The organism is Paracoccus sp. MC1854 (assembly GCF_014164635.1).
Lineage (GTDB): Bacteria > Pseudomonadota > Alphaproteobacteria > Rhodobacterales > Rhodobacteraceae > Paracoccus.
In genome coordinates, this window is sequence record NZ_JACJFU010000018.1 from 25,214 (window position 1) to 48,016 (window position 22,803).

General features: G+C 68.1%; 31 protein-coding genes and 2 tRNA genes. 17 read left to right on the top strand and 16 right to left on the bottom strand.

Annotation, left to right across the window (positions count from 1 at the left end; genetic code table 11):
• Positions 1-58: 58 nt before the first annotated feature.
• The 5 genes from H5395_RS12955 to H5395_RS12975 all read left to right on the top strand — a co-directional run bounded on the left by H5395_RS12955 (position 59) and on the right by H5395_RS12975 (position 5,002).
• Positions 59-1,471, top strand: coding sequence for a YdiU family protein (locus H5395_RS12955; protein WP_182792998.1), 1,413 nt, complete (start codon positions 59-61; stop codon positions 1,469-1,471).
• A 46-nt stretch (positions 1,472-1,517) separates the two neighbouring features.
• Positions 1,518-2,210: an endonuclease/exonuclease/phosphatase family protein gene (locus H5395_RS12960; RefSeq protein ID WP_182792999.1), complete on the top strand. Its 693-nt coding sequence runs from the start codon at positions 1,518-1,520 to the stop codon at positions 2,208-2,210.
• A 97-nt stretch (positions 2,211-2,307) separates the two neighbouring features.
• Positions 2,308-3,585: a phosphopyruvate hydratase gene (eno, locus tag H5395_RS12965; protein WP_182793000.1), complete on the top strand. Its 1,278-nt coding sequence runs from the start codon at positions 2,308-2,310 to the stop codon at positions 3,583-3,585.
• Between the two features lie 320 nt (positions 3,586-3,905).
• Positions 3,906-4,319, top strand: coding sequence for a DUF983 domain-containing protein (locus H5395_RS12970; RefSeq protein ID WP_182793001.1), 414 nt, complete (start codon positions 3,906-3,908; stop codon positions 4,317-4,319).
• Positions 4,316-5,002, top strand: coding sequence for a DNA mismatch repair protein MutT (locus H5395_RS12975; RefSeq protein WP_370576453.1), 687 nt, complete (start codon positions 4,316-4,318; stop codon positions 5,000-5,002). Before H5395_RS12970 ends, H5395_RS12975 begins: the two co-directional genes overlap by 4 nt.
• Here H5395_RS12975 and H5395_RS12980 read toward each other — a convergent pair.
• The 7 genes from H5395_RS12980 to H5395_RS13010 form a co-directional block, all read right to left on the bottom strand.
• Entirely contained in the window at positions 4,990-5,454 is a 465-nt protein-coding gene (locus tag H5395_RS12980) for a cytochrome c-type biogenesis protein (protein WP_200559485.1), read from the bottom strand. The genes H5395_RS12975 and H5395_RS12980 overlap by 13 nt on opposite strands.
• A 5-nt stretch (positions 5,455-5,459) precedes the next feature.
• Positions 5,460-7,418, bottom strand: coding sequence for a heme lyase CcmF/NrfE family subunit (locus H5395_RS12985; RefSeq protein ID WP_182793003.1), 1,959 nt, complete (start codon positions 7,416-7,418; stop codon positions 5,460-5,462).
• Between the two features lie 92 nt (positions 7,419-7,510).
• Positions 7,511-8,122 carry a holin family protein gene (locus tag H5395_RS12990; RefSeq protein WP_182793004.1) on the bottom strand — a complete coding sequence of 204 codons (612 nt, stop codon included), beginning with the start codon at positions 8,120-8,122 and terminating at the stop codon, positions 7,511-7,513.
• The gene (locus tag H5395_RS12995; protein WP_182793005.1) at positions 8,113-8,724 is read right to left on the bottom strand and encodes a holin-associated N-acetylmuramidase; all 612 of its coding nucleotides are present in this window, start codon (positions 8,722-8,724) and stop codon (positions 8,113-8,115) included. Before H5395_RS12995 ends, H5395_RS12990 begins: the two co-directional genes overlap by 10 nt.
• A gap of 75 nt (positions 8,725-8,799) precedes the next feature.
• Complete coding sequence (gene ccmE, locus H5395_RS13000) at positions 8,800-9,243, bottom strand: cytochrome c maturation protein CcmE (RefSeq protein ID WP_182793006.1); 444 nt, start codon at positions 9,241-9,243, stop codon at positions 8,800-8,802.
• A gap of 18 nt (positions 9,244-9,261) precedes the next feature.
• Positions 9,262-10,074, bottom strand: a complete 813-nt coding sequence (locus H5395_RS13005) for a glutamate racemase (protein WP_182793007.1) — start codon at positions 10,072-10,074, stop codon at positions 9,262-9,264.
• 82 nt (positions 10,075-10,156) lie between these two features.
• Positions 10,157-10,966, bottom strand: a complete 810-nt coding sequence (locus H5395_RS13010; RefSeq protein WP_234450810.1) for a M48 family metallopeptidase — start codon at positions 10,964-10,966, stop codon at positions 10,157-10,159.
• A gap of 140 nt (positions 10,967-11,106) precedes the next feature.
• Here H5395_RS13010 and H5395_RS13015 point away from each other — a divergent pair, with 140 nt between their 5' ends.
• The gene (locus H5395_RS13015; protein ID WP_182793008.1) at positions 11,107-11,349 is read left to right on the top strand and encodes a hypothetical protein; all 243 of its coding nucleotides are present in this window, start codon (positions 11,107-11,109) and stop codon (positions 11,347-11,349) included.
• Positions 11,350-11,351: 2 nt separating this feature from the next.
• On the opposite strand, the gene H5395_RS13020 is transcribed toward H5395_RS13015, so the two are convergent.
• Positions 11,352-11,612 (bottom strand): DUF167 domain-containing protein, encoded by a 261-nt coding sequence (locus tag H5395_RS13020; RefSeq protein ID WP_182793009.1) that lies wholly within the window; start codon positions 11,610-11,612, stop codon positions 11,352-11,354.
• Between the two features lie 105 nt (positions 11,613-11,717).
• On the opposite strand from H5395_RS13020, the gene H5395_RS13025 reads away from it, so the two are divergent.
• Positions 11,718-12,284: a nitroreductase family protein gene (locus tag H5395_RS13025; protein WP_182793010.1), complete on the top strand. Its 567-nt coding sequence runs from the start codon at positions 11,718-11,720 to the stop codon at positions 12,282-12,284.
• On the top strand, positions 12,281-12,973 hold the full coding sequence (locus tag H5395_RS13030; RefSeq protein ID WP_370576454.1) for an EI24 domain-containing protein: 693 nt from the start codon (positions 12,281-12,283) through the stop codon (positions 12,971-12,973). The genes H5395_RS13025 and H5395_RS13030 overlap by 4 nt, the downstream gene beginning before the upstream one ends.
• Here the strand turns inward: H5395_RS13030 and H5395_RS13035 are convergent.
• Positions 12,954-13,223: a DUF1467 family protein gene (locus H5395_RS13035; RefSeq protein WP_182793011.1), complete on the bottom strand. Its 270-nt coding sequence runs from the start codon at positions 13,221-13,223 to the stop codon at positions 12,954-12,956. The genes H5395_RS13030 and H5395_RS13035 overlap by 20 nt on opposite strands.
• Positions 13,223-13,627: a methylmalonyl-CoA epimerase gene (gene mce, locus H5395_RS13040; RefSeq protein ID WP_182793012.1), complete on the bottom strand. Its 405-nt coding sequence runs from the start codon at positions 13,625-13,627 to the stop codon at positions 13,223-13,225. Before mce ends, H5395_RS13035 begins: the two co-directional genes overlap by 1 nt.
• Before the next feature lie 126 nt (positions 13,628-13,753).
• On the opposite strand from mce, the gene H5395_RS13045 reads away from it, so the two are divergent.
• The gene (locus tag H5395_RS13045; RefSeq protein ID WP_182793013.1) at positions 13,754-14,488 is read left to right on the top strand and encodes a response regulator; all 735 of its coding nucleotides are present in this window, start codon (positions 13,754-13,756) and stop codon (positions 14,486-14,488) included.
• A 9-nt stretch (positions 14,489-14,497) separates the two neighbouring features.
• Here the strand turns inward: H5395_RS13045 and H5395_RS13050 are convergent, their stop codons facing one another.
• A complete protein-coding gene (locus H5395_RS13050) occupies positions 14,498-14,767 on the bottom strand; it encodes a DksA/TraR family C4-type zinc finger protein (RefSeq protein ID WP_182793014.1) in 270 nt (89 codons plus the stop codon).
• A 162-nt stretch (positions 14,768-14,929) separates the two neighbouring features.
• Here H5395_RS13050 and ihfA point away from each other — a divergent pair, with 162 nt between their 5' ends.
• The 4 genes from ihfA to H5395_RS13070 all read left to right on the top strand — a co-directional run bounded on the left by ihfA (position 14,930) and on the right by H5395_RS13070 (position 17,098).
• Complete coding sequence (ihfA, locus tag H5395_RS13055; RefSeq protein ID WP_182793015.1) at positions 14,930-15,229, top strand: integration host factor subunit alpha; 300 nt, start codon at positions 14,930-14,932, stop codon at positions 15,227-15,229.
• 7 nt (positions 15,230-15,236) lie between these two features.
• Positions 15,237-15,818, top strand: a complete 582-nt coding sequence (locus H5395_RS13060) for a MerR family transcriptional regulator (protein WP_182793016.1) — start codon at positions 15,237-15,239, stop codon at positions 15,816-15,818.
• 67 nt (positions 15,819-15,885) lie between these two features.
• Positions 15,886-15,963: transfer RNA gene (locus tag H5395_RS13065), tRNA-Pro, on the top strand.
• A 67-nt stretch (positions 15,964-16,030) separates the two neighbouring features.
• Positions 16,031-17,098, top strand: a complete 1,068-nt coding sequence (locus H5395_RS13070) for a 2'-deoxycytidine 5'-triphosphate deaminase (protein ID WP_182793017.1) — start codon at positions 16,031-16,033, stop codon at positions 17,096-17,098.
• A 3-nt stretch (positions 17,099-17,101) separates the two neighbouring features.
• Here H5395_RS13070 and H5395_RS13075 read toward each other — a convergent pair whose 3' ends face one another.
• The 5 genes from H5395_RS13075 to H5395_RS13095 form a co-directional block, all read right to left on the bottom strand.
• Positions 17,102-17,323 (bottom strand): hypothetical protein, encoded by a 222-nt coding sequence (locus H5395_RS13075; protein ID WP_182793018.1) that lies wholly within the window; start codon positions 17,321-17,323, stop codon positions 17,102-17,104.
• Positions 17,324-17,332: 9 nt separating this feature from the next.
• Entirely contained in the window at positions 17,333-17,917 is a 585-nt protein-coding gene (gene scpB, locus H5395_RS13080) for an SMC-Scp complex subunit ScpB (protein ID WP_182793029.1), read from the bottom strand.
• 41 nt (positions 17,918-17,958) lie between these two features.
• Positions 17,959-18,726, bottom strand: a complete 768-nt coding sequence (locus tag H5395_RS13085) for a ScpA family protein (RefSeq protein WP_182793019.1) — start codon at positions 18,724-18,726, stop codon at positions 17,959-17,961.
• Positions 18,727-18,879: 153 nt separating this feature from the next.
• Complete coding sequence (rpsD, locus tag H5395_RS13090) at positions 18,880-19,497, bottom strand: 30S ribosomal protein S4 (RefSeq protein ID WP_182793020.1); 618 nt, start codon at positions 19,495-19,497, stop codon at positions 18,880-18,882.
• A gap of 127 nt (positions 19,498-19,624) precedes the next feature.
• The gene (locus tag H5395_RS13095) at positions 19,625-20,863 is read right to left on the bottom strand and encodes a multidrug effflux MFS transporter (RefSeq protein ID WP_234450808.1); all 1,239 of its coding nucleotides are present in this window, start codon (positions 20,861-20,863) and stop codon (positions 19,625-19,627) included.
• Between the two features lie 101 nt (positions 20,864-20,964).
• Between H5395_RS13095 and H5395_RS13100 the strand changes: the two genes are divergently transcribed.
• From H5395_RS13100 to H5395_RS13115, 4 genes are all read left to right on the top strand, one after another.
• On the top strand, positions 20,965-21,390 hold the full coding sequence (locus tag H5395_RS13100; RefSeq protein ID WP_182793021.1) for a DUF1489 family protein: 426 nt from the start codon (positions 20,965-20,967) through the stop codon (positions 21,388-21,390).
• A 40-nt stretch (positions 21,391-21,430) separates the two neighbouring features.
• A tRNA-Gly gene (locus tag H5395_RS13105) sits at positions 21,431-21,504 on the top strand.
• A 584-nt stretch (positions 21,505-22,088) separates the two neighbouring features.
• Positions 22,089-22,508, top strand: coding sequence for a hypothetical protein (locus tag H5395_RS13110; RefSeq protein ID WP_182793022.1), 420 nt, complete (start codon positions 22,089-22,091; stop codon positions 22,506-22,508).
• Between the two features lie 34 nt (positions 22,509-22,542).
• The coding region (locus H5395_RS13115) for a transposase (protein WP_182793023.1) at positions 22,543-22,803 on the top strand (261 nt) is incomplete at its 3' end.

The following is a 22,803-nucleotide window of genomic DNA, read 5'->3' on the forward strand; positions in this document are numbered from 1 at the left end:
GCCCAAGGGGCGGCGCCCCTGTCTTACAATCAAGCTCGCCCCTTCCCAAATCGACGGCATGACCCAGCCCATCGCCTTCGACAACAGCTACGCCCGGCTCGGCCCCGGCTTCTTCACCCGGACCCCGCCGACCCCGGTCGCCCAGCCCGGCCTGATCGCAGTCAATGACGCACTTGCACAACGGCTCGGCATTGACGCGGACTGGCTGCGCGGCCCGCAGGGACTGGCGATGATCGCCGGGAACACGCCCCCCGAGGGCGCCGAGCCGATCGCCCAGGCCTATGCCGGCCACCAGTTTGGCGGCCTGTCGCCCCAGCTTGGCGATGGCCGCGCGGTGCTGCTGGGCGAGGTCGTGGCCCCTGACGGCGGGCGCTTCGACATTCAGCTCAAGGGCTCCGGCCCCACCCCCTTTTCGCGCCGGGGCGATGGCCGCGCTTGGCTTGGTCCGGTGCTGCGCGAATACGCGGTCAGCGAGTTCATGCACGCCATGGGGGTCCCCACCACCCGCGCCCTTGCTGCCGTCACGACCGGAGAGGTCGTCTTGCGCGAATCCGCCCTGCCCGGCGCGGTCCTGACCCGCGTGGCGTCCAGCCACATCCGCGTCGGCACCTTCGAGTTCTTCGCCATCCGTGGCGATACGGACCGGCTGCGGGCGCTGGCCGATCATGTCATCGCCCGCCACTACCCGGATGCATCCTCGCCCATGGACCTGCTTGGCCAGGTCGTCGCGCGGCAAGCGGAGACCATATCGCACTGGATGGCGCTGGGCTTCGTCCATGGCGTCATGAACACCGACAACATGGCCGTGTCGGGCGAAACCATCGACTACGGCCCCTGCGCCTTCATGGACGCTTATCACCCCGACACGGTGTTTTCGTCCATCGACCGCCACGGCCGCTATGCCTGGTCCCAGCAGCCGCAGGTCGCCGTATGGAATCTCGCGCAGCTTGCGTCCTGCCTTTTGCCGCTGATGCCCGATCCCGAGGCGGCGGTGCCTGAAGCCACCCGGATCGTCCACGGCTTCCCCGCCCTTTATCAGGCAGCTTGGCTCAAGCGCTTCGCCGACAAGCTGGGGCTGGCCGAGGCCGCGATGGAGGACCGCCCGCTGGTCGAGCGCCTGCTGACGATGATGGCCCAGCAGGAAGCCGACTTCACCCGCACATTCCGGGGCCTCGTGACCGGAGAGACTGCAGCCGAGTTCGCCGACCCCCAGCCTTTCCGTGACTGGGAACGCGACTGGCGCGCGCGCGGCCCCGACCTGGGCCTCGCGGCGCGGGCGAACCCCGCCCGCATCCCCCGCAACCACCGCATCCAGCAGGCCATCGACGCGGGCGTAACGGGCGACTTCGCCCCCTTTAACCGACTCGCCCTCGCCGTGACCCACCCCCTCGACGACCGCGCCGACTGGGCCGACCTCGCCCTGCCCCCGGCCACGGGCGAGGAAGTGCGCGTGACCTATTGCGGCACCTGAGCGTTCGTCGGACAACCTCTTCGACCCGGACCCGGACGGACTGACCATGCGCCTGCGCCTTGCCAGCTACAACCTGCACAAGTGCCGGGGCACCTTCGGCCCCTATGCGCCCGAGCGGAACCTCGAGGTCATCGCCGGCCTCGGCGCCGATGTGGTGGCGCTGCAGGAGGTCGATTTCCGCATGGGCCAGCGTCCCGAGGCCCTGCCCCGCAACATGATCGAATCGGCGACGGGGCTGGTGCCGGTCGAACACCGCCGCACCTCGGACCAGTCGCTGGGCTGGCACGGGCAGACGATCCTGCTGCGCCCGGATCTGGTCGAACACGCGCGTTCCCAGCCTTTGGCGCTGCCGGGGGTGGAACCGCGCGGCGCGGTCATGCTGCGGCTGCCGGAACTGACGGTGATCGCCACCCACCTGGGGCTGATGCGCTCGTCGCGGCGGGCGCAGCTTGCGCGGCTGGCCGCCAAGGTCGGGCGGGCCGGCGGCAACCCCGTGGTGCTGACGGGCGACTTCAATGAATGGCGGGGCGAGCGCGGGCTTGAGGCGCTGACCGACCTTGACGTGATCGCGCCGGGGGAAAGCTGGCCCGCCGCCGCGCCGCAACTGCGCTATGACCGCATCGCGGTCTCGCCCGGCATCGAGGTGCTGGACTGCGGCGTGCTGGACACGCCGCTTGCCCGCATCGCCTCGGACCACCTGCCGATCTGGGCCGATCTCTGGGTGCGCGGGCAGGGCTGAGAGGCTGGTGGCGCAAACAGCGCGCTCGCGGCTTTCGCCGGGCGGCTTCCGGGGCTAGAAGACGCGCGAACCCGCCCCAAAGGACAGGAACCGCCCCATGACCGCCATCATCGACATCTTTGCGCGCGAGATCCTCGACAGCCGCGGCAATCCCACCGTCGAGGTGGACGTGACGCTCGAAGACGGCACGATGGGCCGGGCGGCGGTGCCGTCGGGCGCGTCCACCGGCGCGCATGAGGCGGTGGAAAAGCGCGACGGCGACACGGCGCGCTACATGGGCAAGGGCGTGCTGGAGGCCGTGGCCTCGGTCAACGGCGAGCTTTCCGAGGCGCTGATCGGCGAGGACGCGACCGAGCAACTGGCCATCGACCGCATGATGTGTGAGCTGGACGGCACCGCCAACAAGGGCCGACTGGGCGCGAACGCCATCCTCGGCGTGTCGCTGGCCGTCGCCAAGGCCGCGGCCGAGGCGACCGGCCAGCCGCTCTACCGCTATGTCGGCGGCACGGGCGCGCGCATCCTGCCGGTGCCGATGATGAACATCATCAACGGCGGCGAGCACGCCGACAACCCGATCGACATCCAGGAATTCATGGTGATGCCGGTCAGCGCGGAGAACATCCGCGAGGCCGTCCGCATGGGGTCCGAGGTCTTCCACACGCTGAAGAAGGAACTGTCGGCGGGGGGCTTGGCGACCGGCGTGGGCGACGAAGGGGGCTTTGCGCCGAACCTGTCCTCCACACGCGACGCGCTCGACTTCATCCTGCGCTCCATCGAGAAGGCCGGCTACAAGCCGGGCGACGACATCATGCTGGCGCTCGACTGCGCCTCGACCGAATACTTCAAGGGCGGCCGCTACGAGATGGTCGGCGAAGGCAAGTCCTTCACCTCGGCCGAGAACGTGGACTGGCTCGCCGCGCTCTGCGCCGACTACCCGATCCTGTCCATCGAGGACGGCTGCGCCGAGGACGACTGGGACGGCTGGCGCCTGCTGACCGAGAAGCTGGGCAGCTCGGTCCAGCTTGTGGGCGACGACCTGTTCGTGACCAACCCGGCGCGGCTGGCCGAGGGGATCGCCCAAGGCTGCGGCAACTCGCTGCTGGTCAAGGTCAACCAGATCGGCACCCTGTCTGAAACGCTGGACGCGGTGCGGATGGCGGATCGGGCGGGCTACACCTCGGTCATGTCGCACCGCTCGGGCGAGACCGAGGACGCCACCATCGCCGATCTCGCGGTCGCGACCAACTGCGGGCAGATCAAGACCGGCAGCCTCGCGCGCTCCGACCGGCTGGCGAAATACAACCAGCTCATCCGCATCGAGGAAATGCTGGGCGCAACCGCCGAATACGCGGGCCGCTCGATCCTGAGGAGGTGAACTTTTCGCCCGAAGCCGGGGCTTGCCTGCTACCGCTTCGCCGCTTCGGTGGCCCGCTGCGCTAGAAAACGGTCCATCGGCTGCACATGACCGGAAAACATCCGTGCGGCTGTTTTCCAGTCCACCTGCTGCCCGGGAACCCTGAAGCCGCGCCGATAGCGGAAACCCGAACCCTGCTCGACCTGCGGCAGCGAGCCAGTCCGATCCCTTCAGCAAGGCAGCCGGGCTTCGGATAGTTGACGGGCGGAATCTTGCCCGCCATGGTGGCATTCGCGCCCGCCAGCCCCTATCTTCCGTCAAAAGGCATCCCAAGGATCGACATGACTCTGAGGACCGAACATGCACCCGCCGAACGCGTTCTGGGCGAGGCGGTGCGGCGCGGTGCGCTCGGGCGCTGCCCCAACTGCGGGCAGGCGCGGATCTTCACCGGCTACCTGCGCGTCAAGGATCACTGCCCGAACTGCAACGAGGAACTGCACCACCACCGCGCCGACGACGGCCCGGCCTATGTGACGATCCTCATCGTCGGGCATGTGGCGACCGTTCTTCTGCTGACGGTCTACATGCTCTATCGCCCCTCGTCCGAGGTGCTGATGGCGGTGTTCCTCGGCGGCTCGCTGGTGGCCTCGCTGATCCTGCTGCCGATCATCAAGGGCGCTTGGGTCGGGATGCAATGGGCCAAGCGGATGCACGGCTTCGACGGCGCGGGCGAGGATCGGCCCCCGCAGCCGTGACCACGCCCGCGCCCCTCGCCCACCCGTCCGACCCCGCGCGGTCCGGCAAGCCGGCGGCGGACCGCATCCGCGATGCGGCGACGGTGATCCTGATCGACCGGGACCGGACCGGCGGCCCTTCCGTCCTGATGGGGATGCGGGGGGCGGGCGCGGCCTTCATGCCCTCGAAATACGTATTTCCCGGCGGGGCGGTGGATGCCGAGGACGACGCGCCCTGCCCTGACGCGCTGTCGGACCAGTGCCGTGGCCGGCTTGCGGCCGAGCCTCTGGCAGGCGCCAGCGTCACGCCAGACGCGCTCGCCTGCGCGGCGCTGCGCGAGATGGTCGAGGAAACCGGCCTGACCCTTGCGCCGTCCGCCGACGATCCGTTGCTGTTCGTCTTCCGTGCGATCACGCCGCCCGGTCGCCCGCGCCGCTTTGACGCCCGCTTTTTCCTGATCGACGCGCGCAACATCGTCGGCGACCGCGACGACTTTTCCGGCGCCTGCGATGAGCTGAGCCACCTGCACTGGGTCCCGCTGACCGAGGCCCGTGCCCTTGACCTGCCCTTCATCACCGAGGTCGTGCTGGCCGAGGTCGAGGCGCTGGTCCGCGCTGCAGACGGCGGTCCGCTGCATGTGCCCCGGACCGTGCCCTTCTTCGACAATCGCGGGTCCGAGCCGCGTTTTCTTCAGCTTTCCTGATCGCGCATCAGCGCGTCGAGCCGCGCCCGTTCCTCGGCCGTAAGCCCCGCAGGCGCAGGCGCCGCCTCGGGCCGGCGTCCGCGCAGGAACAGGAATGCCCCCACGGCGGCAACCAGCGCCATCAGCGGCCCGGCCCAGTAGAGGATGAGGTTCCCGCCCTCGGCCCTCGGTTGGAACAAAACGAACTCGCCGAAGCGGTCGGTCACCGCGTCGATCACCTGCACGTCGCTGTCGCCGGCAACCAGCCGCTCGCGGACATACAGCCGCAGGTCGCGGCTGATCGGCGCGTTCGATTCATCGATGTTCTCGCCCTGGCAGACGGGGCAGCGCAGCATCTGACCGATCTCGCGGGCGCGATGCTCAAGCGCAGGGTCTGCCAGCACCTCGTCGGGCTGCACGGCCCATGTCGCCTGTGCCGCGACCAGTGCAAGCACGGTAGCAATTGCCCGCAGCCCCCTCATTCCGCGGCCACCGCACGCGGGGCGGGCTTGCGCGCGGTCGCGGCCACCCGCCAGCGCCGGTCGGTCAGGCTGATGAGGCCCCCCAGTGCCATCAGCCCCGACCCCATCCAGATCCAGAAGGCGAAGGGCTTGACATAGCTGCGGACCGCCCATCCCCCGCCTTGCTGCGGATCGCCGATGACAAGATAAAGATCGCCCACGAAGGAGGTGCGGATCGCCGCCTCGGTCGTCGGCATCGCCTGCACCGGATAGACGCGCTTTTCGGGATGCAGCACGCCGATCTCGCGCCCGTCGCGCATTACCCGCAAGGCGGCGGTGGTCGAGATGTAGTTCGGACCCTGCACCTCGGATACGTCCTCAAGCGTGATCTGGTATCCGGCAACCTCGAAGGTTTCGCCTTCGCGCGCGACGCGGATGTCCTCGACCGACCAGGCCATGAGCAGGCTGATGCCGACAAAGGTGACGCCGAGTCCCGCATGGGCCACGACCCGGCCCCAGTCGGCGCGCGGCAGCCGCAACAGGCGTCCGGCCTGCCCGCCTGCCCGCTGCCAGATGTCCAGGGCGGCGCCGGCGATGATCCAGGTGCCCAGCGCCGTGCCGATGACGGCAAGCCCGCTGTTGCCGGTGGATACCGCATAGACCAGCGCGGCAACCGCCAGTGTCAGGATCGCGGCGGGCATCAGCGTCCGGCTGGCGCGGGCGATGCTGCCGCGTTTCCACGGCAGGATCGAGCCGATGGGCAGCGCCACGGCCAGCGCGATCATGAAGGGCGTGAAGGCCTTTTCAAAGAACGGCGCACCGACGGACAGGCGGCGGTCCCACATCATTTCCGCGACCAGCGGCCAGATCGTGCCGATGAAGACCACGAAGCAGGCGACCGCCAGCAGCAGGTTGTTCAGCAGCAAGGCCCCTTCCCGCGACACCGGGGCGAAGACCCCTCGTGTTGTCATGGCCCCTGCCCGCGCCGCATAAAGCGTCAGCGCCCCGCCCACGAAGAAGGCGGTGATGCCGAGGATGAACACCCCCCGCGCCGGATCGCTGGCGAAGCTGTGGACCGAGGTGATGACGCCCGAGCGCACGATGAACGTCCCCACCAGCGAGAAGCCGAAGGCGAGGATTGCCAGAAGGATCGTCCAGCTTTTCAGCGCCTCGCGCTTTTCGACGACGATGGCGGAATGCAGCAGGGCCGCGGCGATCAGCCAAGGCATGAAGCTGGCGTTTTCCACCGGGTCCCAGAACCAGAAGCCGCCCCAGCCAAGCTCGTAATAGGCCCACCATGACCCCAGCGCGATGCCGATGGTCAGGAACACCCACGCAGCCAGCGTCCAGGGCCGCACCCAGCGCGCCCATGCAGCATCCACCCGCCCCTCGATCAGAGCGGCCACGGCGAAGCTGAAGGACATCGAGAGGCCGACGTAGCCGAGGTAAAGGAACGGCGGATGAAAGGCCAATCCGGGGTCCTGCAGCAGCGGGTTCAGGTCTCGCCCGTCGAAGGCGGGCGGGCTCATCCGCGCGAAGGGGTTCGACGTGAAGATGATGAAGGCCAGGAACGAGGCCCCGATCGCCCCCTGCACCGCCAGCACGCGGGCGCGCAACCCGGGCGGCAGATGCTCGCCGAAGCTGGCCGCCGTCGCGCCGAACAGGGCGAGGATCAGAACCCACATCAGCATGGACCCCTCGTGGTTCCCCCAGACGCCGGTGATCTTGTAGATCATCGGCTTGGCCGAGTGGCTGTTCTCGTAGACCAGCGCCACGCTGAAATCCGAGGTGATGAAGGCCACTGTCAGCGCCGCGAAGGCGATGCCCAGCAGCCCGAACTGCGCCACCGCCGCGGGGCGGGCGCTGTCCATCCAGGCGGGCCAGCCGCGCGCGGCGCCGGCCATCGGCACGACCGCCTGGAACAACGCGACGCCAAGGGCGAGGATCAGCGCGAAATGTCCAAGCTCGGCAATCATGGAAAAACCCCCGGATGAAGCCCGGGGGTTACAGTAAGGTCTGACGCGCCCCACCACCAGCCCCAAGGCCGCGCCGGGTTGTCACAGGGCTGTCAGCCCCGCAGCGACCGCGCCCAGTCCCGCAGCGCGGCGTTGTCGGCGAAATCGTCCTCGGACAGCGTGAAGGACGCGGCCGGGGTGGCTTCCGCCGCTGCGTCGGGGGCGGTCGGGACAAGGGGTGCGCGCCAGCCCTCGTCCACGGGAACCTGCGGCGCGGTCCAGCCTGCATCGCCCGCGACCGTGGTGCGGACCTTGGCAGAGGGCCAGACCCGCCTGCGGAAGTAATGCGCCTCGCGCGCGCCGAAGTAGAAGCTGACGATGGCGCCCATCAGCCACCACAGCGGCTCGGGCACCAGCGCCAGACCCTCCATACGTGCCGAGAAGCCGGGCGGATCGACCATCGCATAGCCGAACAGCCCGATGGTGCCCAGGGTCAGCAGCGGGCGCGGCAGGCGGTTCAGCCCGTTCATCAGGCTGTCCCACCATGTGTGTGGAGCCTGGCTGAATTCGGCCTGCGCCTGGCCAATGGCGCGGGCATAGGCCTCCTCGTCCAGTTCCATCCGACGGGTGACGTTGGGGGTGAAGATCTCGGCCACGCTGCCGGCGGCCTCGGTCACGGCGGCGATCCCGCCGGAACGCGTGAGAAAGCGGTCGATCATGCCCATCGGGCGGTCCTTTCGCGGTGCTGCGCGTCGGTCAGGTGATGGCGGGGGGCGATGAACTCCTCGGCCCGGGTGATCCAGCCGCCCTTGCCGCCGTCCTTGCGCCGCGCGAACTTGCGGCTGGCCGGGCGAACGTCGGCCAGCGCATAGTAATAGTTGCGCCGCGCGATGCCGTAGGCGTCGGCCAGATGCGCCGGGGCCACCGCCGCCGCGGCCCGGACGGCGGCCTCGGTCCTTGGCCCGACAAGCCCGTCGTCGGCGCAGGGAAAGCCCATGCGCGACACCAGCCGCTGCAGGATCTTCACCGCATTGGCCCCGGCATTCACCTGCATGTCGAAGACGCTGGCCTGCACCACTTGCGGCAGGCGGTCCAGACGCGGGCGACGGAAGTAATGCTCGACATAGATGCGAGCGGCCTGCGCGGGGTCCAGCTTGCGCACATCCGCCTTGTCCACCCGGCCGTTGCCGTCGAGGTCCAGCCCCAGCGACCGCATCGTGCCGATGGTGACGCCGTGGTTCGTGGCCCCGCCGGGGTCATCGGGATCGTCCACGAACCCCCCTTCGCGCGCCACGATGGCGGCGGCTATCTGTTCGACTGTCTGCATCCCCTGCTCCCTCTTTCGAGGCAGGCAGGGTGGCGCGGCCGCGTTAACCTTGCGTTAACTCACCGCGCGCTGCGCTCAGGAGGTCGGCTCCTTGTAGACGCCCTGCTCTTTCAGGGAATCGGCCACTTCGCGGGGCATGTAGTTCTCGTCGTGCTTGGCGAGGATCTCTTCGGCGACGAAGACGCCGTCGACCATCTGCCCGGTCCCGATCATGCCGGCGTTCTCGGCGAACAGGTCCGGCAGGACGCCGCGGAAGCTGACCGGCACGACCTCTCCGCCGTCGGTGACGGCAAAGGTGACAGTCTCTCCCTCGCCCCGCACGATCGAGCCTTCCTCGACCAGCCCCCCCAGGCGGAAGACCTCGCCCACAGGCGGCGGCGCCTCGGCCAGCTGGCTGGGCGAGCGGTAAAGGTTGATGCCGTCGCGGAAGCCGTAGCCGATCAGCACGGTCGCCATGACCAGCGCGACAGCCGCCACGATCAGAACCTGGATGCGGCGCTTCTTCTTGAGAGACTTCATGAGTTTGCCCTTGCGTTCTCAGGCCGCTTCAAAGCGGATCGGTTGGCGCAGGAATTGCGTGGCCTTTGATGTCACACGCGCGGGATCGCCAGTGGTGAGGAAACGGGACTGCGTGCCGGAACCCAGGAACTCGGGCCTGCGGCGCAGGTAGTCTTCAAGGCTTTCCGCGACCAGCCCCGCCTGCGAATAGACGGCGACGCCCGGTCCCAGCGCCTCGCGGAAGGCCTTGTCCATCAGCGGATAATGGGTGCAGCCGAGGATCGCGGCCTCGGGGTGCGGCATCCGCCGCTTGAGCGCCTCGACGTGGGACCGCACCAGCGCCTCGGCCAGCATCTCGTCGCCGTCCTCGATGGCATCCACGACGCCGCCGCAGGGCTGTGCCTCGACATCGACGCCAATGGCGCGGAAGGCCAGTTCCCGCTGGAAGGCGCGGCTGGCGACGGTCGCGGGGGTGGCGAACAGGGCGACGTGCTTGACTGCGACCTCACGCGGCGGGCTGTTGTCGCCCCAGTGGCGCTCGGTCAGCGCCTCGATCAGCGGGACGAAGACGCCGAGGACGCGCTTGTCCTTGGGCAGCCAGCTTTCCTGCATTCGCTTCAGCGCCGCCGCGCTGGCGGTGTTGCAGGCGAGGATCACGAGGTCGCAGCCTTCCTGCCATAGCCGCTCGACCCCCTTGCAGGTCAGATCGAAGATATCGTCATGGGTGCGGACGCCGTAAGGCGTGTGGGCGTTGTCGCCCAGATAGACCAGCGGCAGGTCCGGCATCCGACTGGCGACGGCCTGGTGGACGGTCAGGCCGCCCAGACCCGAATCGAAGACGCCGACTGCCATCCGAACCTCCGTGAAGCGTGGGTCACATCTAGGCCCCGCAGGGGGCAAGTTCCATGACCTTGGTCATCTTGCCGCGTCCGACTTACCGGGCACGGCCCGAGGACACGTCCGCCACTGCCTGCGCCACCCGCGCCTGCCGCTGGGCGCGGGACGGATGCGTGCCCAGGATCTTGTCGCCCGGATCGGGGATGCGGGTGAAGAATTCGGCCCCGCGCACGGGGTCATAGCCCGCGTTCAGCGCGACGATGGCGCCGAGGTAGTCGGCCTGCAGTTCCCAGTCGCGGGAATAATAGCGCGCGCCGACATTGGCGCCCATCTGCTGCGCCGCCCGGATCGTCGCGGGGTCCGCGCCCGACGCCGCGACGATCCCCGACAGGATCACCGCCCCCGCCGTCGCCGCCCCCGTGCGCTGGTGGATGTGGTTGAGGATATGGTGCGACGCCTCGTGCCCGACCACGAAGGCCAGCTCGTCGGCGTTCCGCGCCTCGGCGATCAGCGACAGGGTGAAGCCGATGATCGGGCGACCGGTGTTGTCCAAGGTCTGGAAGGCGTTGGGTTCCAGCCCTCGCCGGTCGTCCACGACGAACTGGAAGTCGCAGTTGATCTGGGCTTGGCGGCGCTGGATGCATTCACGCTCGACCACGGGTTCCATCGAACGGATCACCGTCGCGAAGCTCATCGCCGTGCCCTGCGGGGTGCGCGGGATGTCGGGACTGACATTCCGGACGACGGGGGCGGAGATGACGGGATCGGCGGGCAGCGGCACGCCCTCCTGGACGGCGCAGCCGGCCAAGGTTGCCGCGGCCAGCACCACCAGCGCAAGGCCCCGCAGCTTCCGCGGGCCGTCACCAGGATCACGGCGGCAGGCCAGGGCCATCGGCATTGTCGTCATGTCGTTCCCGCTGTCTTTAGGGCGTCACTGTCCGGCGCCAAGCTACAGGCTAAAGCCGGCTGCTGCAAAGCGGCGGGGATTGCCTTCGGTCCCGCTCTCACGCGAATGTTGCCGCGCTGCGTCATCCACGAGGTCCGGCCATGTTCACCATCGAGCACGATTTCGATTCGACCGTCATCACCCTGGTCGACGAGGCCAGGCCGGGCGCCCGGCCGCTGAACGAGGACGTGGTGATCCGCTCGTTCGACGACCAGGTGGTGATCGAGCAGATGGAGCCCGAGGGGTCGGGCGTGTCCCGCATCGTCCTGTCGATGGAACAGTTGAACGAATTGCGCGCGGCGCTGAACCTGCCGGAAGGCAACTACCGCCTGACGCGTGGCTGAGGTCAGTCGATCCGAAAGACCTTGTCACGCGAGGTGGCGCCGCCGGTCAGCGTCAGCCGCGAGGGCGCGACGCCCAGCGCGCGGGCCAGCAGCTTGCGGGTGGCGGCATTGGCCTTGCCGTCCTCGGGCGGGGCGGTCACGCGGACATGGATGCCGCCCGCTTCGTCCAGCGTCAGCGCATCCCGTCCGCCGCGCGGGGTCACGCGCAGGGCGATCGGGGCGCCCGGAACGGCAAGCGGGGAAAGGTCGAGCGGCTTGGCCATCCCGACCTCTTGCGGCGGCACCGCCCGTCCCGTCAACCCGCGCGTCTTTCAATGCGGGGCGCGCGCCGCTATGCCTCGGGGCCAATCAGCACAGGAGGCACCGCGATGCAGCACCAGAACCCCCAGGCTCTCGAGTTCCTCGGCCGCCGCCGCTCGCACCCGCCGAAGACGTTGACCGGCCCCGGCCCTGACCGCGCGCAACTGATGGAGTTGCTGACCATCGCCGCGCGGGTGCCCGACCACGGCAAGCTGGAACCCTGGCGCTTCGTCGTGCTGGAACGCGCGACTCTGGATCGGCTTGCGCCCACGCTGGCGGCCTACGTCCGCGACAAGGGCGGCGATGACGCGGTGGCGGAAAAGGCCGCCAGCGCTTTCGCCTCTCCGGTGATCGTGGCCGTGGTCTCCTGTCCTTCGGACAGTCCGAAGGTCCCGCAGTGGGAACAGGAGATGTCGGCCGGCGCGGTCTGCCTGTCGCTGCTGAACGCCGCGCTGGCGGCAGGTTGGGGCGCCGCCTGGCTATCCGGTCCCGCGACCGACCCGGATTTCGCCCGCTCGTATCTGGGCATCGGCCGGAACGAGCGTATCGTCGGGCTGGTCCATATCGGCAGCCGCACAGGCGATGTGCCGGACCGGCCCCGTCCCGACGTGGCCGCGCGGACGAGTTTTCTGTGATCCCGGCCCTGCGCGCGCTGGCCCTTGGCGTGGCGGACCTGTTCAGCCCGCGCGTCTTTGCCGTGCTGGCCATGGGCGTGGCGCTGACGCTGGGGCTGTTCATCCTGCTTCAGGCGCTGGCCTTCTGGGCGCTGCGCGCCTGGGGACCTGAATCCATCGCCCTGCCCTGGATCGGCAGCCTTCCCATCGGCGAGGCGCTGTCCTGGGGCTCGCTGGCGCTGTTCCCGCTGATGAGCCTGTTTCTCGCCGCCCCGGTTGCGGCGGGCTTCGCCGGGCTGTTTTCGGAACAGGTGTCGGAAACCGTCGAGGCCGCCCATGGCTATCCCCGCGGGACCAGCCTCGGGCTGCTGGACGGGCTGGCGGAATCGCTGCTGGTGATCGGCGCCGTGGTGGTCGTCAGCATCGCCGTGCTGATCCTGACCCCTTTCATCGGCCCGCTGGCACCAATCCTGTTCTACGCCGCCAACGGCTGGCTGCTGGGGCGCGAGTTCTTCCAGATGGTCGCCCGCCGCCATCTGCCGGCCGAGGATGCGGACAGGCTGCGCCAGCGCCGGCCGGGCGCAGTGGTGACGCTTGGCATCGGCGTCGCCTTGCTGCTGACGGTGCCGCTGCTGAACATCCTGGTGCCGGTGCTGGCCGCTGCGGCCTATACGCACCTGTTCCACATTGTCAGCGCGAGACGCGGTTGAAATCCATCATGTCCTGCCGGGTGATGATGCCCGCGTCGAGGAAAAGCCAGATCCCGCCCACCAGCAGAGCCGAGATCGCCAGCGCCCAAAGCGCCTTTTTCCCCAGCATCGGCCGCATCGGCGCCCCTTCCGGCGTGCCGGGGACGATGTGGCCTGCCTCTGCCTGGCTCTGGTGCCCGATCGGCAGCAGCAGGAACATGACCACGAAAAACAGCGAGGCGAACAGGACAAGGCCCCCGGTGATCGTCATCAGACCTGCTCCAGCTCGATCAGGCAGCCGTTGAAGTCCTTGGGATGCAGGAACAGCACAGGCTTGCCATGGGCGCCGATCTTCGGTTCCCCGTCGCCGAGGACGCGGGCGCCCTGGGATTTCAGCGTGTCGCGGGCGGAAAGGATGTCCTCGACCTCGAAGCACATGTGATGGATGCCGCCCGAGGGGTTCTTGTCGAGGAACCCCTTGATCGGGCTGTTCTCGCCCAGCGGATGCAGCAGCTCGACCTTGGTGTTCGGCAGCTCGATGAAAACGACGGTCACGCCATGGTCGGGCTCGTCCTGCGGCGGGCCAACGGTCGCGCCCAGCGTGTCGCGATACTGCGCCGATGCCGCCTCAAGGTCGGGGACGGCGATGGCGACATGGTTCAAACGTCCGATCATGGGGGCCTCCGGCTGTTTCGCCCTCAATAGTCGCTGCCCCATCCAAGGGAAAGACCTTGGCGGTTAACCATGCGTTAGGGACGCGAGGCTAGCCTTTCATCATGCGCGATTCGAAAGGATGACGCCATGGATCGACAGGTTGCCACTGTTCACGACGACTCCTCCCCCCTATGGCGCGGCGCACCGCCGGGTCGCCCGCTGACCGGCCTGACCGTGCTGGTGGTCGAGGATTCGCGCTTCGCGTCCGAGGCGGTGCGGCTGCTCTGCCTACGCTCGGGCGCGCGTATCCGCCGGGCTGACTGCCTGCGGACGGCCGCACGGCACCTGCAGATGTATCGTCCGGCGGTGGTGATCGTGGATCTCGGGCTGCCGGACGGGAACGGCGCGCAACTGATCGCGCAGATGGCGGCGATGTCGCCGCGCGTGCCCGTCGTGCTGGGAATGTCTGGCGATCCCGACAACGAATCCGTGGCCCTTGCCGCCGGCGCGGACGGATTCATGCCAAAGCCGATCGAAAGCCTTGCGCTGTTTCAGCACGCGATCCTGTCGGTTCTGCCGCCCGAGGCGCGGCCGACCGGGCTGAGGGTTGTCAGCGACGAGATGGTGGCCCCCGACCAGGGCGCGCTGCGCGACGACCTGGCCCATGTGGCCGAGGTGCTGGCCTCTTCGGCGGACACAGGCGCCATCGACTATATCGCACGCTTCCTTGCGGGCGTGGCGCGATCCGCCCGCGACGAGCCGCTGGAGCAGGCGGCGGCGGCGCTGGCCCGCGACCATTCAGCAGGACGGGCGCTTGCGGCGGATCTGGCCCGGATCAGCGGGATGGTGCAGGACCGGCTTTCCGCCGCGAACGGCGCCTGAGCCCTTCCGTTACTTGAGCAGGCTGTCCTTGGACGCGCGGCGGTTCATCCCGCCGGATGGACGCCGGAGGCGATCCGCCTCGGACTGGCAGGCGACGCAGAGGGTCACGCCGGGCTGGGCGCGACGGCGCGCCTCGGGGATCGGCTCGCCGCAGTCGGCGCATTCCGCCAGGCTCTCGCCCCCGGTGCGGTTCCGCAACCGCATCCGCGCCAGCGCCTCCTCGGTGCTGACCTCGATCTGCTGATTGACTGCGTCATCCGTTGCCCAGCCGCCTGCCATCGTGCACGGTCCATCCCTTGTTTTCATGAATGATAGGCACCCGAGGCAGATCGGACAAGACAAGCGCGCCTTGCGCCTGCGCCGGCCGGAACGAAGCGCCCCTGTCGTCGTTGACTTCGATTACATGCGACAACAGTGTGTTAGAAATGAAAGGTTCCCTGCATGAGCGACAAGACGCTGACCCGAATGGATCTGGCCGAGGCGGTCTTCCGCGAGGTCGGCCTGTCCCGCCATGAAAGCGCGCAGCTTGTCGAAAGCGTGCTGGGCCATGTCTCGGACGCGCTGGTGCGCGGAGAGCAGGTCAAGATATCGTCTTTCGGCACCTTCTCGGTGCGCGACAAGAACGAACGGGTCGGGCGCAACCCCAAGACCGGGGAAGAGGTGCCGATCACGCCACGCCGCGTCCTGTCGTTCCGCCCGTCGCACCTGATGAAGGAACGCGTCGCGGCGGGCAACAGATAGGCCGCCCATGAAATCGCCGCAAGCCTTCCGCAGCATCGGCGAGGTCGCGGGGCTGGTCGGCGTGGCGACCCATGTCCTGCGCTACTGGGAAACGCAGTTCCCTGCGCTTGCCCCGGTCCGCCGCCCCGACGGGCGGCGCTATTACCGGCCTGATGACCTCTTCCTGGCCGCGGGATTGTGTGAGGTCATGCGCGAGGATGGACTGACCATCCGGGGCGCGCGGCGCCTGATCGAGATGGACAAGGGCGCTGCCATCCGCCAACGCGGACGCCAGCGCCTGCAGGGGGTGCTGTCCCCCGAGATGGACGACCGCAGCCATCATGGGACGAACGGCGGGAAACCGACCCCTTCCGTGCCGCAGGATGACAATTCCGAGGCTCATTCTCAGCAAGCGAACAAAGGGGCGGGCTCGTCGGCAAAGGCCGATGCGGATGGCATTGCGCCGGTTCCTGTCGCGCTGGATGTAGACTGGCTTGCGCGACTGAACGCCACCGCTGCGGTGCTGCGAAGCGGGAGCATCGTTTTGCCCGATGCGGCCCGCGATCTCGCGCAGGCGCTGCATACGGGGCGGGCCGGGCGGCAATCCTGACCGCATCGCGGAAATCGCCCGGCGGCCCCTTGTGCAGCCCTGCGGCTTCGATCTATATGGCCGGCGTCGGGCCGTGGCGCAGTCTGGTTAGCGCGTCCGTCTGGGGGGCGGAAGGCCGCGAGTTCGAATCTCGCCGGCCCGACCATCACGAAACGCCCACCCTACGGGGTGGGCGTTCGACAATCAGGAATCTGGCCTAAGGACATGTTGAGATGAACGGCGTTCTTCCCGACAGCGCCCTGCGCCGCCTGATCGACGAAGGCGCGATCCGCGCCGCCATTGACATCACTCCGGACCAGATCCAGCCCGCCAGCCTCGACCTGCGGCTGGGCACCACCGCCTGGCGGCTGCGGGCCTCGTTCCTCGCGGGCCGGGGGCGCAGCGTCGCGGACCGGCTGGCCGATTTCGAGATGCACCGCATGGACCTGACCCATGGCGCTGTGCTGGAAAAGGGCTGTGTCTATCTGGTCCCGCTGCTGGAACGCATCACCCTGCCCGACGGGATCGAGGCCGTGGCGAACGCCAAGTCTTCGACCGGCCGCCTCGACCTGCTGACCCGGCTGGTCACCGACAACGGGACCGAGTTCGACCGCCTTCCCCCCGGCTACGACGGCCCGCTTTACGCCGAGATCTGCCCGCGCAGCTTTTCGGTGCTGGTCCGGCCGGGGATGCGGCTGAACCAGTTGCGCCTGCGCCGGGGTCACGCGGTTCTGGACGACGACGCCCTCGCCGCGCTGCACGCCGCCGAGCCGCTGGTCGGGGGCGAGCCGCTGATCGACGGGGGCCTCGGCTTCTCGGTCGACCTGCGCCCCGATGCAGCCGAGTTGGTGGGCTACCGCGCCCGCCCCCATACCGGCGTCATCGACCTCGACCGCATCGGCGGCTACGAGGCGCGCGATTTCTGGGACGAGCTGCGCGCCGAGCAGGGGCGCCTGATCCTCGATCCGGGCGCCTTCTACATCCTCGTCAGCCGCGAGGCGGTTTCGATCCCGCCCGACCACGCGGCCGAGATGTCCCCCTACCTAGCCATGGTAGGCGAGTTCCGCGTCCATTACGCGGGCTTCTTCGATCCCGGCTTCGGCCACGGGCCGGCAGGTGCCGGTGCCCGGGGCGTGCTGGAGGTGCGCTGCCACGAGGCGCCCTTTGCCCTGGAACACGGGCAGGTCGTCGGCCGGCTGGTCTATGAACGCATGGCCGAACTGCCCGAGCGGCTTTACGGCAGCGGCATCGCCTCGAACTATCAAGGGCAGGGGCTGAAGCTCGCCAAGCAGTTCCGCTGAGGCTCAGCGCAGCCGGCGGGTGATCCGGGCCGCCTGGCGGGCGCGCTTGGCCGCCTGCCGCGCGGCCTTGGCCTGCTTGGACGCCGCGGCCGAGGGCTTGCCGTCGGCCGTGGTGCCGCCCGTCCGGCGGGTCGCGACGTCGATGCCCTTGTTCATCCCCCAGTTCATCAGGCGGCGGGTCAGCATCCGGCCCAGCGGGCCGTTCAGCAGCGAATTCCAGTTCATGCACGTCCCTCAGTCGCCGAAAAGATCATCCCCCGGCTCGTCGCTGCGAATATCGGTGTCGCGGCCGGTTCCCGCAAGCCCCGGATGCAGGGGGTGGCTGTCCAGCAACCCGGCCGCCCGCAGTTCGGCCAGACCCGGCAGGTCACGGGTGCCGGCAAGGCCGAAATGATCGAGAAATGCCTCGGTCACCACAAAGGTGACAGGGCGGCCCGGCGTCTCGCGGCGGCGGCCGAGCCGCACCCAGCCCATCCCGATCAACTGGTCCAGCGTGCCGCGGCTGACGGCAACGCCGCGGATCTCCTCGATCTCGGCGCGGGTGACGGGCTGGTGATAGGCGACGATCGCCAGCGTCTCGGTCGCGGCGCGCGACAGGCGGCGGGTTTCGACCACCTGTTCCTGCATCAGAAAGGACAGGTCGGCGGCGGTGCGGAAGGCCCAAGCATCGCCCAGGCGTTCAAGCTGGACGCCCCGGCCCTCATAGCGGGCGCGCAGGCGCCGGACCGCCTCGGCCGGGTCGCAGCCGGCGGGCAGCCGCGCCGCAAGGTCCCGCAGGCTCAGCGGCCCGGCCGAGGCGAACAGCAGCGCCTCGACCATCCGTTCCTGCTCGTCCAGCAAAGGCGGCGCAAAGACCGGCCTCACCGCAGGCGCACCGCGATGGGGGCGAAGCTGCCGTCCTGCCGCAGCTCGACACGGCCCTGCCGGGCCAGTTCCAGCGAAGCGGCGAAGGTGGCGGCCGTGGCCGAGCGGCGGCGGGCAGAGGTTGCCGACCAGCCCTCGGGCAGAAAGCGCATCAGATCGGTCCAGCGTCCCGCATGGCCGATCAGCCCGCGCATCCGCTCCAGCGCCTCGTCCAGCGTGAAGACGTCGCGGCGGTCACAGGCATAGGGCCGGAACTCGTCGCGGGTCCGCAGCCGGGCATAGGCCTGCAGCAGATCGATCAGCCCCGCCTGCCACAGGATCGAGCGCGACCGCGGCACCATCTCGGGCGCGCCGCGGGCAAAGCGGTCCTGACCCAGCCGCGCCCTCCCCATCAGCCGGGCCGCGGCCTCGCGCATGGCGTTCAGCCGTTCCAGTTGAAAGGCCAGATGCGTGGCAAGTTCGTCGGCGGACGGGCCTTCAGCCTCGGGATCGGGCGGCAACAGCAACCGCGACTTGAGATAAGCCAGCCAGGCCGCCATCACGAGATAATCGGCGGCAAGCTCGATCCGCAGGCCGCGGGCGCGGTCGATGAAGTCCAGGTATTGTTCGGCCAGCGCCAGAACGCTGATCTGCAGCAGATCGACCTTCTGCGTGCGCGCCAGCGTCAGCAGCAGGTCCAGCGGGCCGTCATAGCCCGGCACGTCCACGATCAGCGCCTTGTCGGCAGTTGCCTTGGACTGGGAAATCTGCGCGCTGTCCTTCATGGCCTCACAGTCGGCAAGCCTGCCGGCCTCTGTCAACTATCCTGTCTTTCGGCCTCAAGTATCCCGGGGTCCGGGGCAGCGCCCCGGTCCGGCAGCGCAGAAAGAAAAAGGCCGCCCCGACAGGACGGCCTTCCAAGGTCGGGAAAACCCGGATCAGCGCGAGTAGAATTCGACAACCAGGTTCGGTTCCATCTGCACCGGATAGGGCACGTCGCCCAGCGCCGGGCTGCGGACAAAGGTCGCGGTCATCTTGTTGTGGTCCACGTCCAGGTAATCGGGTACGTCACGCTCGGCCAGCCCCACGGCTTCCAGCACGATGGCCAACTGGCGCGAACGCTCGCGGACGGCAATCAGGTCGCCTTCCTTGACGCGGTAGGAGGCGATGTTCACGCGCTGGCCGTTCACGGTCACATGGCCGTGGTTCACGAACTGGCGGGCGGCCCAGATGGTCGGCACGAACTTGGCGCGATAGACGACCGCGTCCAGGCGGCGTTCCAGCAGGCCGATCAGCATCTCGCCGGTGTCGCCGCGCTGGCGGACAGCCTCGGCATAGATGCGCTTGAACTGCTTCTCGGTCAGGTCGCCGTAGTAGCCCTTCAGCTTCTGCTTTGCGCGCAGCTGGGTGCCGAAGTCCGACAGCTTGTTCTTGCGGCGCTGACCGTGCTGGCCGGGGCCGTATTCCCGCTTGTTCACCGGGGACTTGGCGCGGCCCCAGATGTTTTCGCCCATGCGGCGGTCGAGCTTGTACTTGGCAGAGGTGCGTTTCGTCACCGCTGATCTCCTTCGTCTGTGTATGAAGGGCGTTGTCCTTTTCCCCGCGAACGGAGCGACAGGCTTCCCCTTGCGGGGTCCACCAACACCAATGGAAGTGGCGCTTATAGCCGCCGTTCGGGCAGAGTCAACGCTGCGCCCGCTGTTGCCGCACCGGGTCGCGCATCCAGCCCATGATGACCCAGGCGAGGATCGAGCAGATCACCGCCGCGACCGCCACGGGGATTGCAGTGCCGTCATAGGCCAGCCCCACCGGCGCCGCGATCACCACAGACCCCACCGTGGAAATCGCCGCCACAACCGAGGCCGTCAGCCCGGCGATATGCCCCATCCCCTGCAGCGCCAGCGCGTTGAGGTTCCCGAAGGTCAGCCCCGCCATCATGTAGATGCCGACGGCCCACAGGAAAAACGCAGGAAAGCGCAGGCTCTCCGGCAGTGCGCCGGTCACGAGCGCCAGCAGGAAGGCGCCCGAGACGAAGATCTGCGCCGCATAAGCCGCGCGCGCGATCCGCCGCATCCCGATCCGCATGACCAGCCAGGTGTTGATGAGGGTGCCGGCCCCCGCCAGCGTCGCCATCGCCGCGAACCACAGCGCGAACTGCTCGCCCTTGCCATAGGCGTCCCCGAAAAGCTGCTGGGCCGAGGACATCAGCGCGAACATCTGCGCGAATCCCAGCGTCATCGTCACCGTGCTCAGCATCACCTGGCGGTCGCCCAGCACCTCGCGCGTCCCGGACAGCAGCGTGGCAAACTGCAGCGGGCGGCGGGCCTCGGGGGCGAGGGTCTCAGGCTGGCGCAGGGACAGCCACAGCCAGCCGGTCGCCGCGAAGATGATGCAGCCGATGAAGATCCCATGCCAGCCCAGGGCGATGATGAAGCCTTGCCCGATCAGCGGCGCAAGCGCGGGGACGATCGTGAAGACCATCATGATGAAGCTGGTGATCCGCGCCATCTCGCGCCCGGAATAAAGGTCGCGCACCAGCGCCGTGCCGACGATCCGCGGCGAGGCCGCGCCAAGGCCCTGCGCAAACCGCGCCACCAGCAGCAGTTCCAGCGAGTTCACGAACAGCGCCACCGCCGAGGCCGCAAGATAGATCGCAAAGCCGATCCCCATTGCCGGCTTGCGCCCGATCGCGTCCGAGATCGGCCCCGCGAACAGCGTCCCGATCCCCATGCCCGCCATGAAGCTGGTCAGGATCAGCTGCGCCCGGTTCACATCGTCCGGCGTCAGTTCCGCCGCGATCTGCGGCAGCGCCGGCAGCATCGAGCCGATCGAGAAGGCGACGGTGGCGAACAGGAAGGCCAGCATGGCGATCAGTTCGCCCTGCGGCATCCGGCGGGGTGCCGTGACGGTTTCTGTGGTCATGGGAGGCTTCCTTTCCCCAGCCTGCTACGCCCTCGCCCCGGCCCCTGCAAGACGGCGGCGGCCCCCTGTTAACCTTTCGGCCGCTCGCCTATATGGCCGCCATGACGGCCCCATCCCTGCACATGATGAAGCTTTGCGTCGGCGCCCCCGCGCCCGAGTCGCTGGAACGCTGGCAGGCCGAACGCTTCGGCCACGGCCCGGCCGAACACGTCACCCGCATGTGGCCCAAGCGGGCCGGGGAACTGCTGGCCGGCGGCTCGATCTTCTGGGTCTTCAAGGGCACCATGCTGGCCCGCCAGCGGCTTCTGGACCTGCAGGAAAGGATCGGGCCTGACGGCATCACCCGCTGCGCCCTGATCCTCGACCGCGAGGTGGTGCGCGTCTCGGCCCTGCCCCGCCGCGCCTTCCAGGGCTGGCGCTATCTTTTACCCGCCGATGCGCCTCCCGACCTGCCCCCCGGCCGCACTGCCGAATCCCCGCTGCCGCCGAAGCTCGCGCGCGAGCTGGCCGAGATGGGGCTGCTCTAGCCTTGACCGGCGGCGCGGCCCACGTTATCGGAAACGCGTCGCGGGTGTAGCTCAATGGTAGAGCAGAAGCTTCCCAAGCTTACGACGAGGGTTCGATTCCCTTCACCCGCTCCAATCTCCTTCCTTCCATCGCGCGCAAGTCATTGAAATGGCTAATGCACAAGCTATCTGGAGCGTTCCGCGGTCGTCTTTTGGTGCACAAGTTGCTGCACAAGGTGCTGCACGGGAACTGGAGGGAGAGCGATCATGAAGGTGATCTCGCGGGGCAAGAACGGTCTGTTTTCAACTCGGGTCCGGGTGCCTAAGCGGTTTTCTAACGTCGAAGAGCGAGAGGTGGTCTGAGTATCGCTGAAGACCGACAGCAAGTCCGAGGCTCGGAGAAAGTTGCCATTCGTGCGAGACCAACTGATCGCCTCGTGGGAAGCAAAGCTCGCAGGACGGTCGGAGAATGTAGCAGAGCGCTACGAGGCGGCAAGACACTTGGCTGAGGCTGCGGGCCTCCGGTTCATGCCTGCAAGCGACATTGCGCGCCTTACGGTCAGCGAGATCGTGGCTCGGACCAAGATGATGGGGGCACGGAGGACGCGCCGGATAGTGTTGCTGCGCGTGCGTTCCTGGGTGGGGCGGAGAAGCCCATACTGACGGTCTCGGGGGCTCTGGAGCTCTACTTTGCCCTCACTCAGGACAAGACAAATGGCATGTCTGCCGATCAGAAGCGGATCTGGATCAATCCTCGGAAGAAGGCGGTGGCCAATTTCATTGAGCAAATCGATGACTTGGCACTCGACCAGATCACACGCGACCACATGCTCGACTTCCGAAAATGGTGGAGCGACCGCGTCAGCGACGGAGAAGTCAGCACGAACTCGGCCAACAAGGAAATCGGCCATCTGTCGAGCATCCTGTTCACCGTCAACGAACTCAAGCGGCTCGGGCTGAACCTCCCTCTTGGTGTCCTTACCCTCAAGAAGACCGATCAGAAGAATCGCTCGCCTTTCAGCAACGAGTGGATAAAGACCAAGCTGCTGGCTCCCGGTGCACTTGATGGTCTGAACATCAAGGCGCGAAATATTCTTCGTGTGGTAATCCTCCCCGAAAGTAAGGGGCTTCATAAGTAGAATTTTCTCGGCAAGATGAACGAGGAGATTTCGAATGAAGACAAGCAGATACACTGAGGCTCAGATCATCGCGATCCTGCGGCAGGCTGAAGGCGGTGTGCCGGTGGCCGAGCTGTGCCGCGAGCACGGCATGAGCAACGCGTCGTTCTACAAATGGCGGGCGAAGTATGGCGGCATGGATGCGTCCTTGATCAGCCAGATGAAGGCCATGGAAGATGAGAACCGCCGGTTGAAGCGGATGTATGCGGACCTGAGCATGCAAGCCGATCTGCTGAAGGAGGCTCTTGGAAAAAAG

What these genes read in the sequence shown, in the direction of transcription:
- H5395_RS13110 (WP_182793022.1), top strand. Translation starts at nt 22,089, where the DNA reads ATGTCTGCCGATCAGAAGCGGATCTGGATCAATCCTCGGAAGAAGGCG.
- H5395_RS12995 (WP_182793005.1), bottom strand. Translation starts at nt 8,724, where the DNA reads ATGCAGACAGTCGAACAGATAGCCGCCGCCATCGTGGCGCGCGAAGGG.
- H5395_RS13010 (WP_234450810.1), bottom strand. Translation starts at nt 10,966, where the DNA reads ATGACGACAATGCCGATGGCCCTGGCCTGCCGCCGTGATCCTGGTGAC.
- H5395_RS12990 (WP_182793004.1), bottom strand. Translation starts at nt 8,122, where the DNA reads ATGGGCATGATCGACCGCTTTCTCACGCGTTCCGGCGGGATCGCCGCC.
- H5395_RS13005 (WP_182793007.1), bottom strand. Translation starts at nt 10,074, where the DNA reads ATGGCAGTCGGCGTCTTCGATTCGGGTCTGGGCGGCCTGACCGTCCAC.
- H5395_RS13075 (WP_182793018.1), bottom strand. Translation starts at nt 17,323, where the DNA reads ATGAACTGGAATTCGCTGCTGAACGGCCCGCTGGGCCGGATGCTGACC.
- H5395_RS12960 (WP_182792999.1), top strand. Translation starts at nt 1,518, where the DNA reads ATGCGCCTGCGCCTTGCCAGCTACAACCTGCACAAGTGCCGGGGCACC.
- H5395_RS13070 (WP_182793017.1), top strand. Translation starts at nt 16,031, where the DNA reads ATGAACGGCGTTCTTCCCGACAGCGCCCTGCGCCGCCTGATCGACGAA.
- H5395_RS13085 (WP_182793019.1), bottom strand. Translation starts at nt 18,726, where the DNA reads ATGAAGGACAGCGCGCAGATTTCCCAGTCCAAGGCAACTGCCGACAAG.
- H5395_RS13050 (WP_182793014.1), bottom strand. Translation starts at nt 14,767, where the DNA reads ATGGCAGGCGGCTGGGCAACGGATGACGCAGTCAATCAGCAGATCGAG.
- ihfA (WP_182793015.1), top strand. Translation starts at nt 14,930, where the DNA reads ATGAGCGACAAGACGCTGACCCGAATGGATCTGGCCGAGGCGGTCTTC.
- H5395_RS13035 (WP_182793011.1), bottom strand. Translation starts at nt 13,223, where the DNA reads ATGACGATCACCGGGGGCCTTGTCCTGTTCGCCTCGCTGTTTTTCGTG.
- eno (WP_182793000.1), top strand. Translation starts at nt 2,308, where the DNA reads ATGACCGCCATCATCGACATCTTTGCGCGCGAGATCCTCGACAGCCGC.
- scpB (WP_182793029.1), bottom strand. Translation starts at nt 17,917, where the DNA reads ATGGTCGAGGCGCTGCTGTTCGCCTCGGCCGGGCCGCTGAGCCTGCGG.
- H5395_RS13020 (WP_182793009.1), bottom strand. Translation starts at nt 11,612, where the DNA reads ATGGCCAAGCCGCTCGACCTTTCCCCGCTTGCCGTTCCGGGCGCCCCG.
- ccmE (WP_182793006.1), bottom strand. Translation starts at nt 9,243, where the DNA reads ATGAAGTCTCTCAAGAAGAAGCGCCGCATCCAGGTTCTGATCGTGGCG.
- H5395_RS13100 (WP_182793021.1), top strand. Translation starts at nt 20,965, where the DNA reads ATGACGGCCCCATCCCTGCACATGATGAAGCTTTGCGTCGGCGCCCCC.
- mce (WP_182793012.1), bottom strand. Translation starts at nt 13,627, where the DNA reads ATGATCGGACGTTTGAACCATGTCGCCATCGCCGTCCCCGACCTTGAG.
- H5395_RS13045 (WP_182793013.1), top strand. Translation starts at nt 13,754, where the DNA reads ATGGATCGACAGGTTGCCACTGTTCACGACGACTCCTCCCCCCTATGG.
- H5395_RS13095 (WP_234450808.1), bottom strand. Translation starts at nt 20,863, where the DNA reads ATGACCACAGAAACCGTCACGGCACCCCGCCGGATGCCGCAGGGCGAA.
- H5395_RS12955 (WP_182792998.1), top strand. Translation starts at nt 59, where the DNA reads ATGACCCAGCCCATCGCCTTCGACAACAGCTACGCCCGGCTCGGCCCC.
- H5395_RS12970 (WP_182793001.1), top strand. Translation starts at nt 3,906, where the DNA reads ATGACTCTGAGGACCGAACATGCACCCGCCGAACGCGTTCTGGGCGAG.
- H5395_RS13015 (WP_182793008.1), top strand. Translation starts at nt 11,107, where the DNA reads ATGTTCACCATCGAGCACGATTTCGATTCGACCGTCATCACCCTGGTC.
- H5395_RS12985 (WP_182793003.1), bottom strand. Translation starts at nt 7,418, where the DNA reads ATGATTGCCGAGCTTGGACATTTCGCGCTGATCCTCGCCCTTGGCGTC.
- H5395_RS13060 (WP_182793016.1), top strand. Translation starts at nt 15,237, where the DNA reads ATGAAATCGCCGCAAGCCTTCCGCAGCATCGGCGAGGTCGCGGGGCTG.
- H5395_RS13025 (WP_182793010.1), top strand. Translation starts at nt 11,718, where the DNA reads ATGCAGCACCAGAACCCCCAGGCTCTCGAGTTCCTCGGCCGCCGCCGC.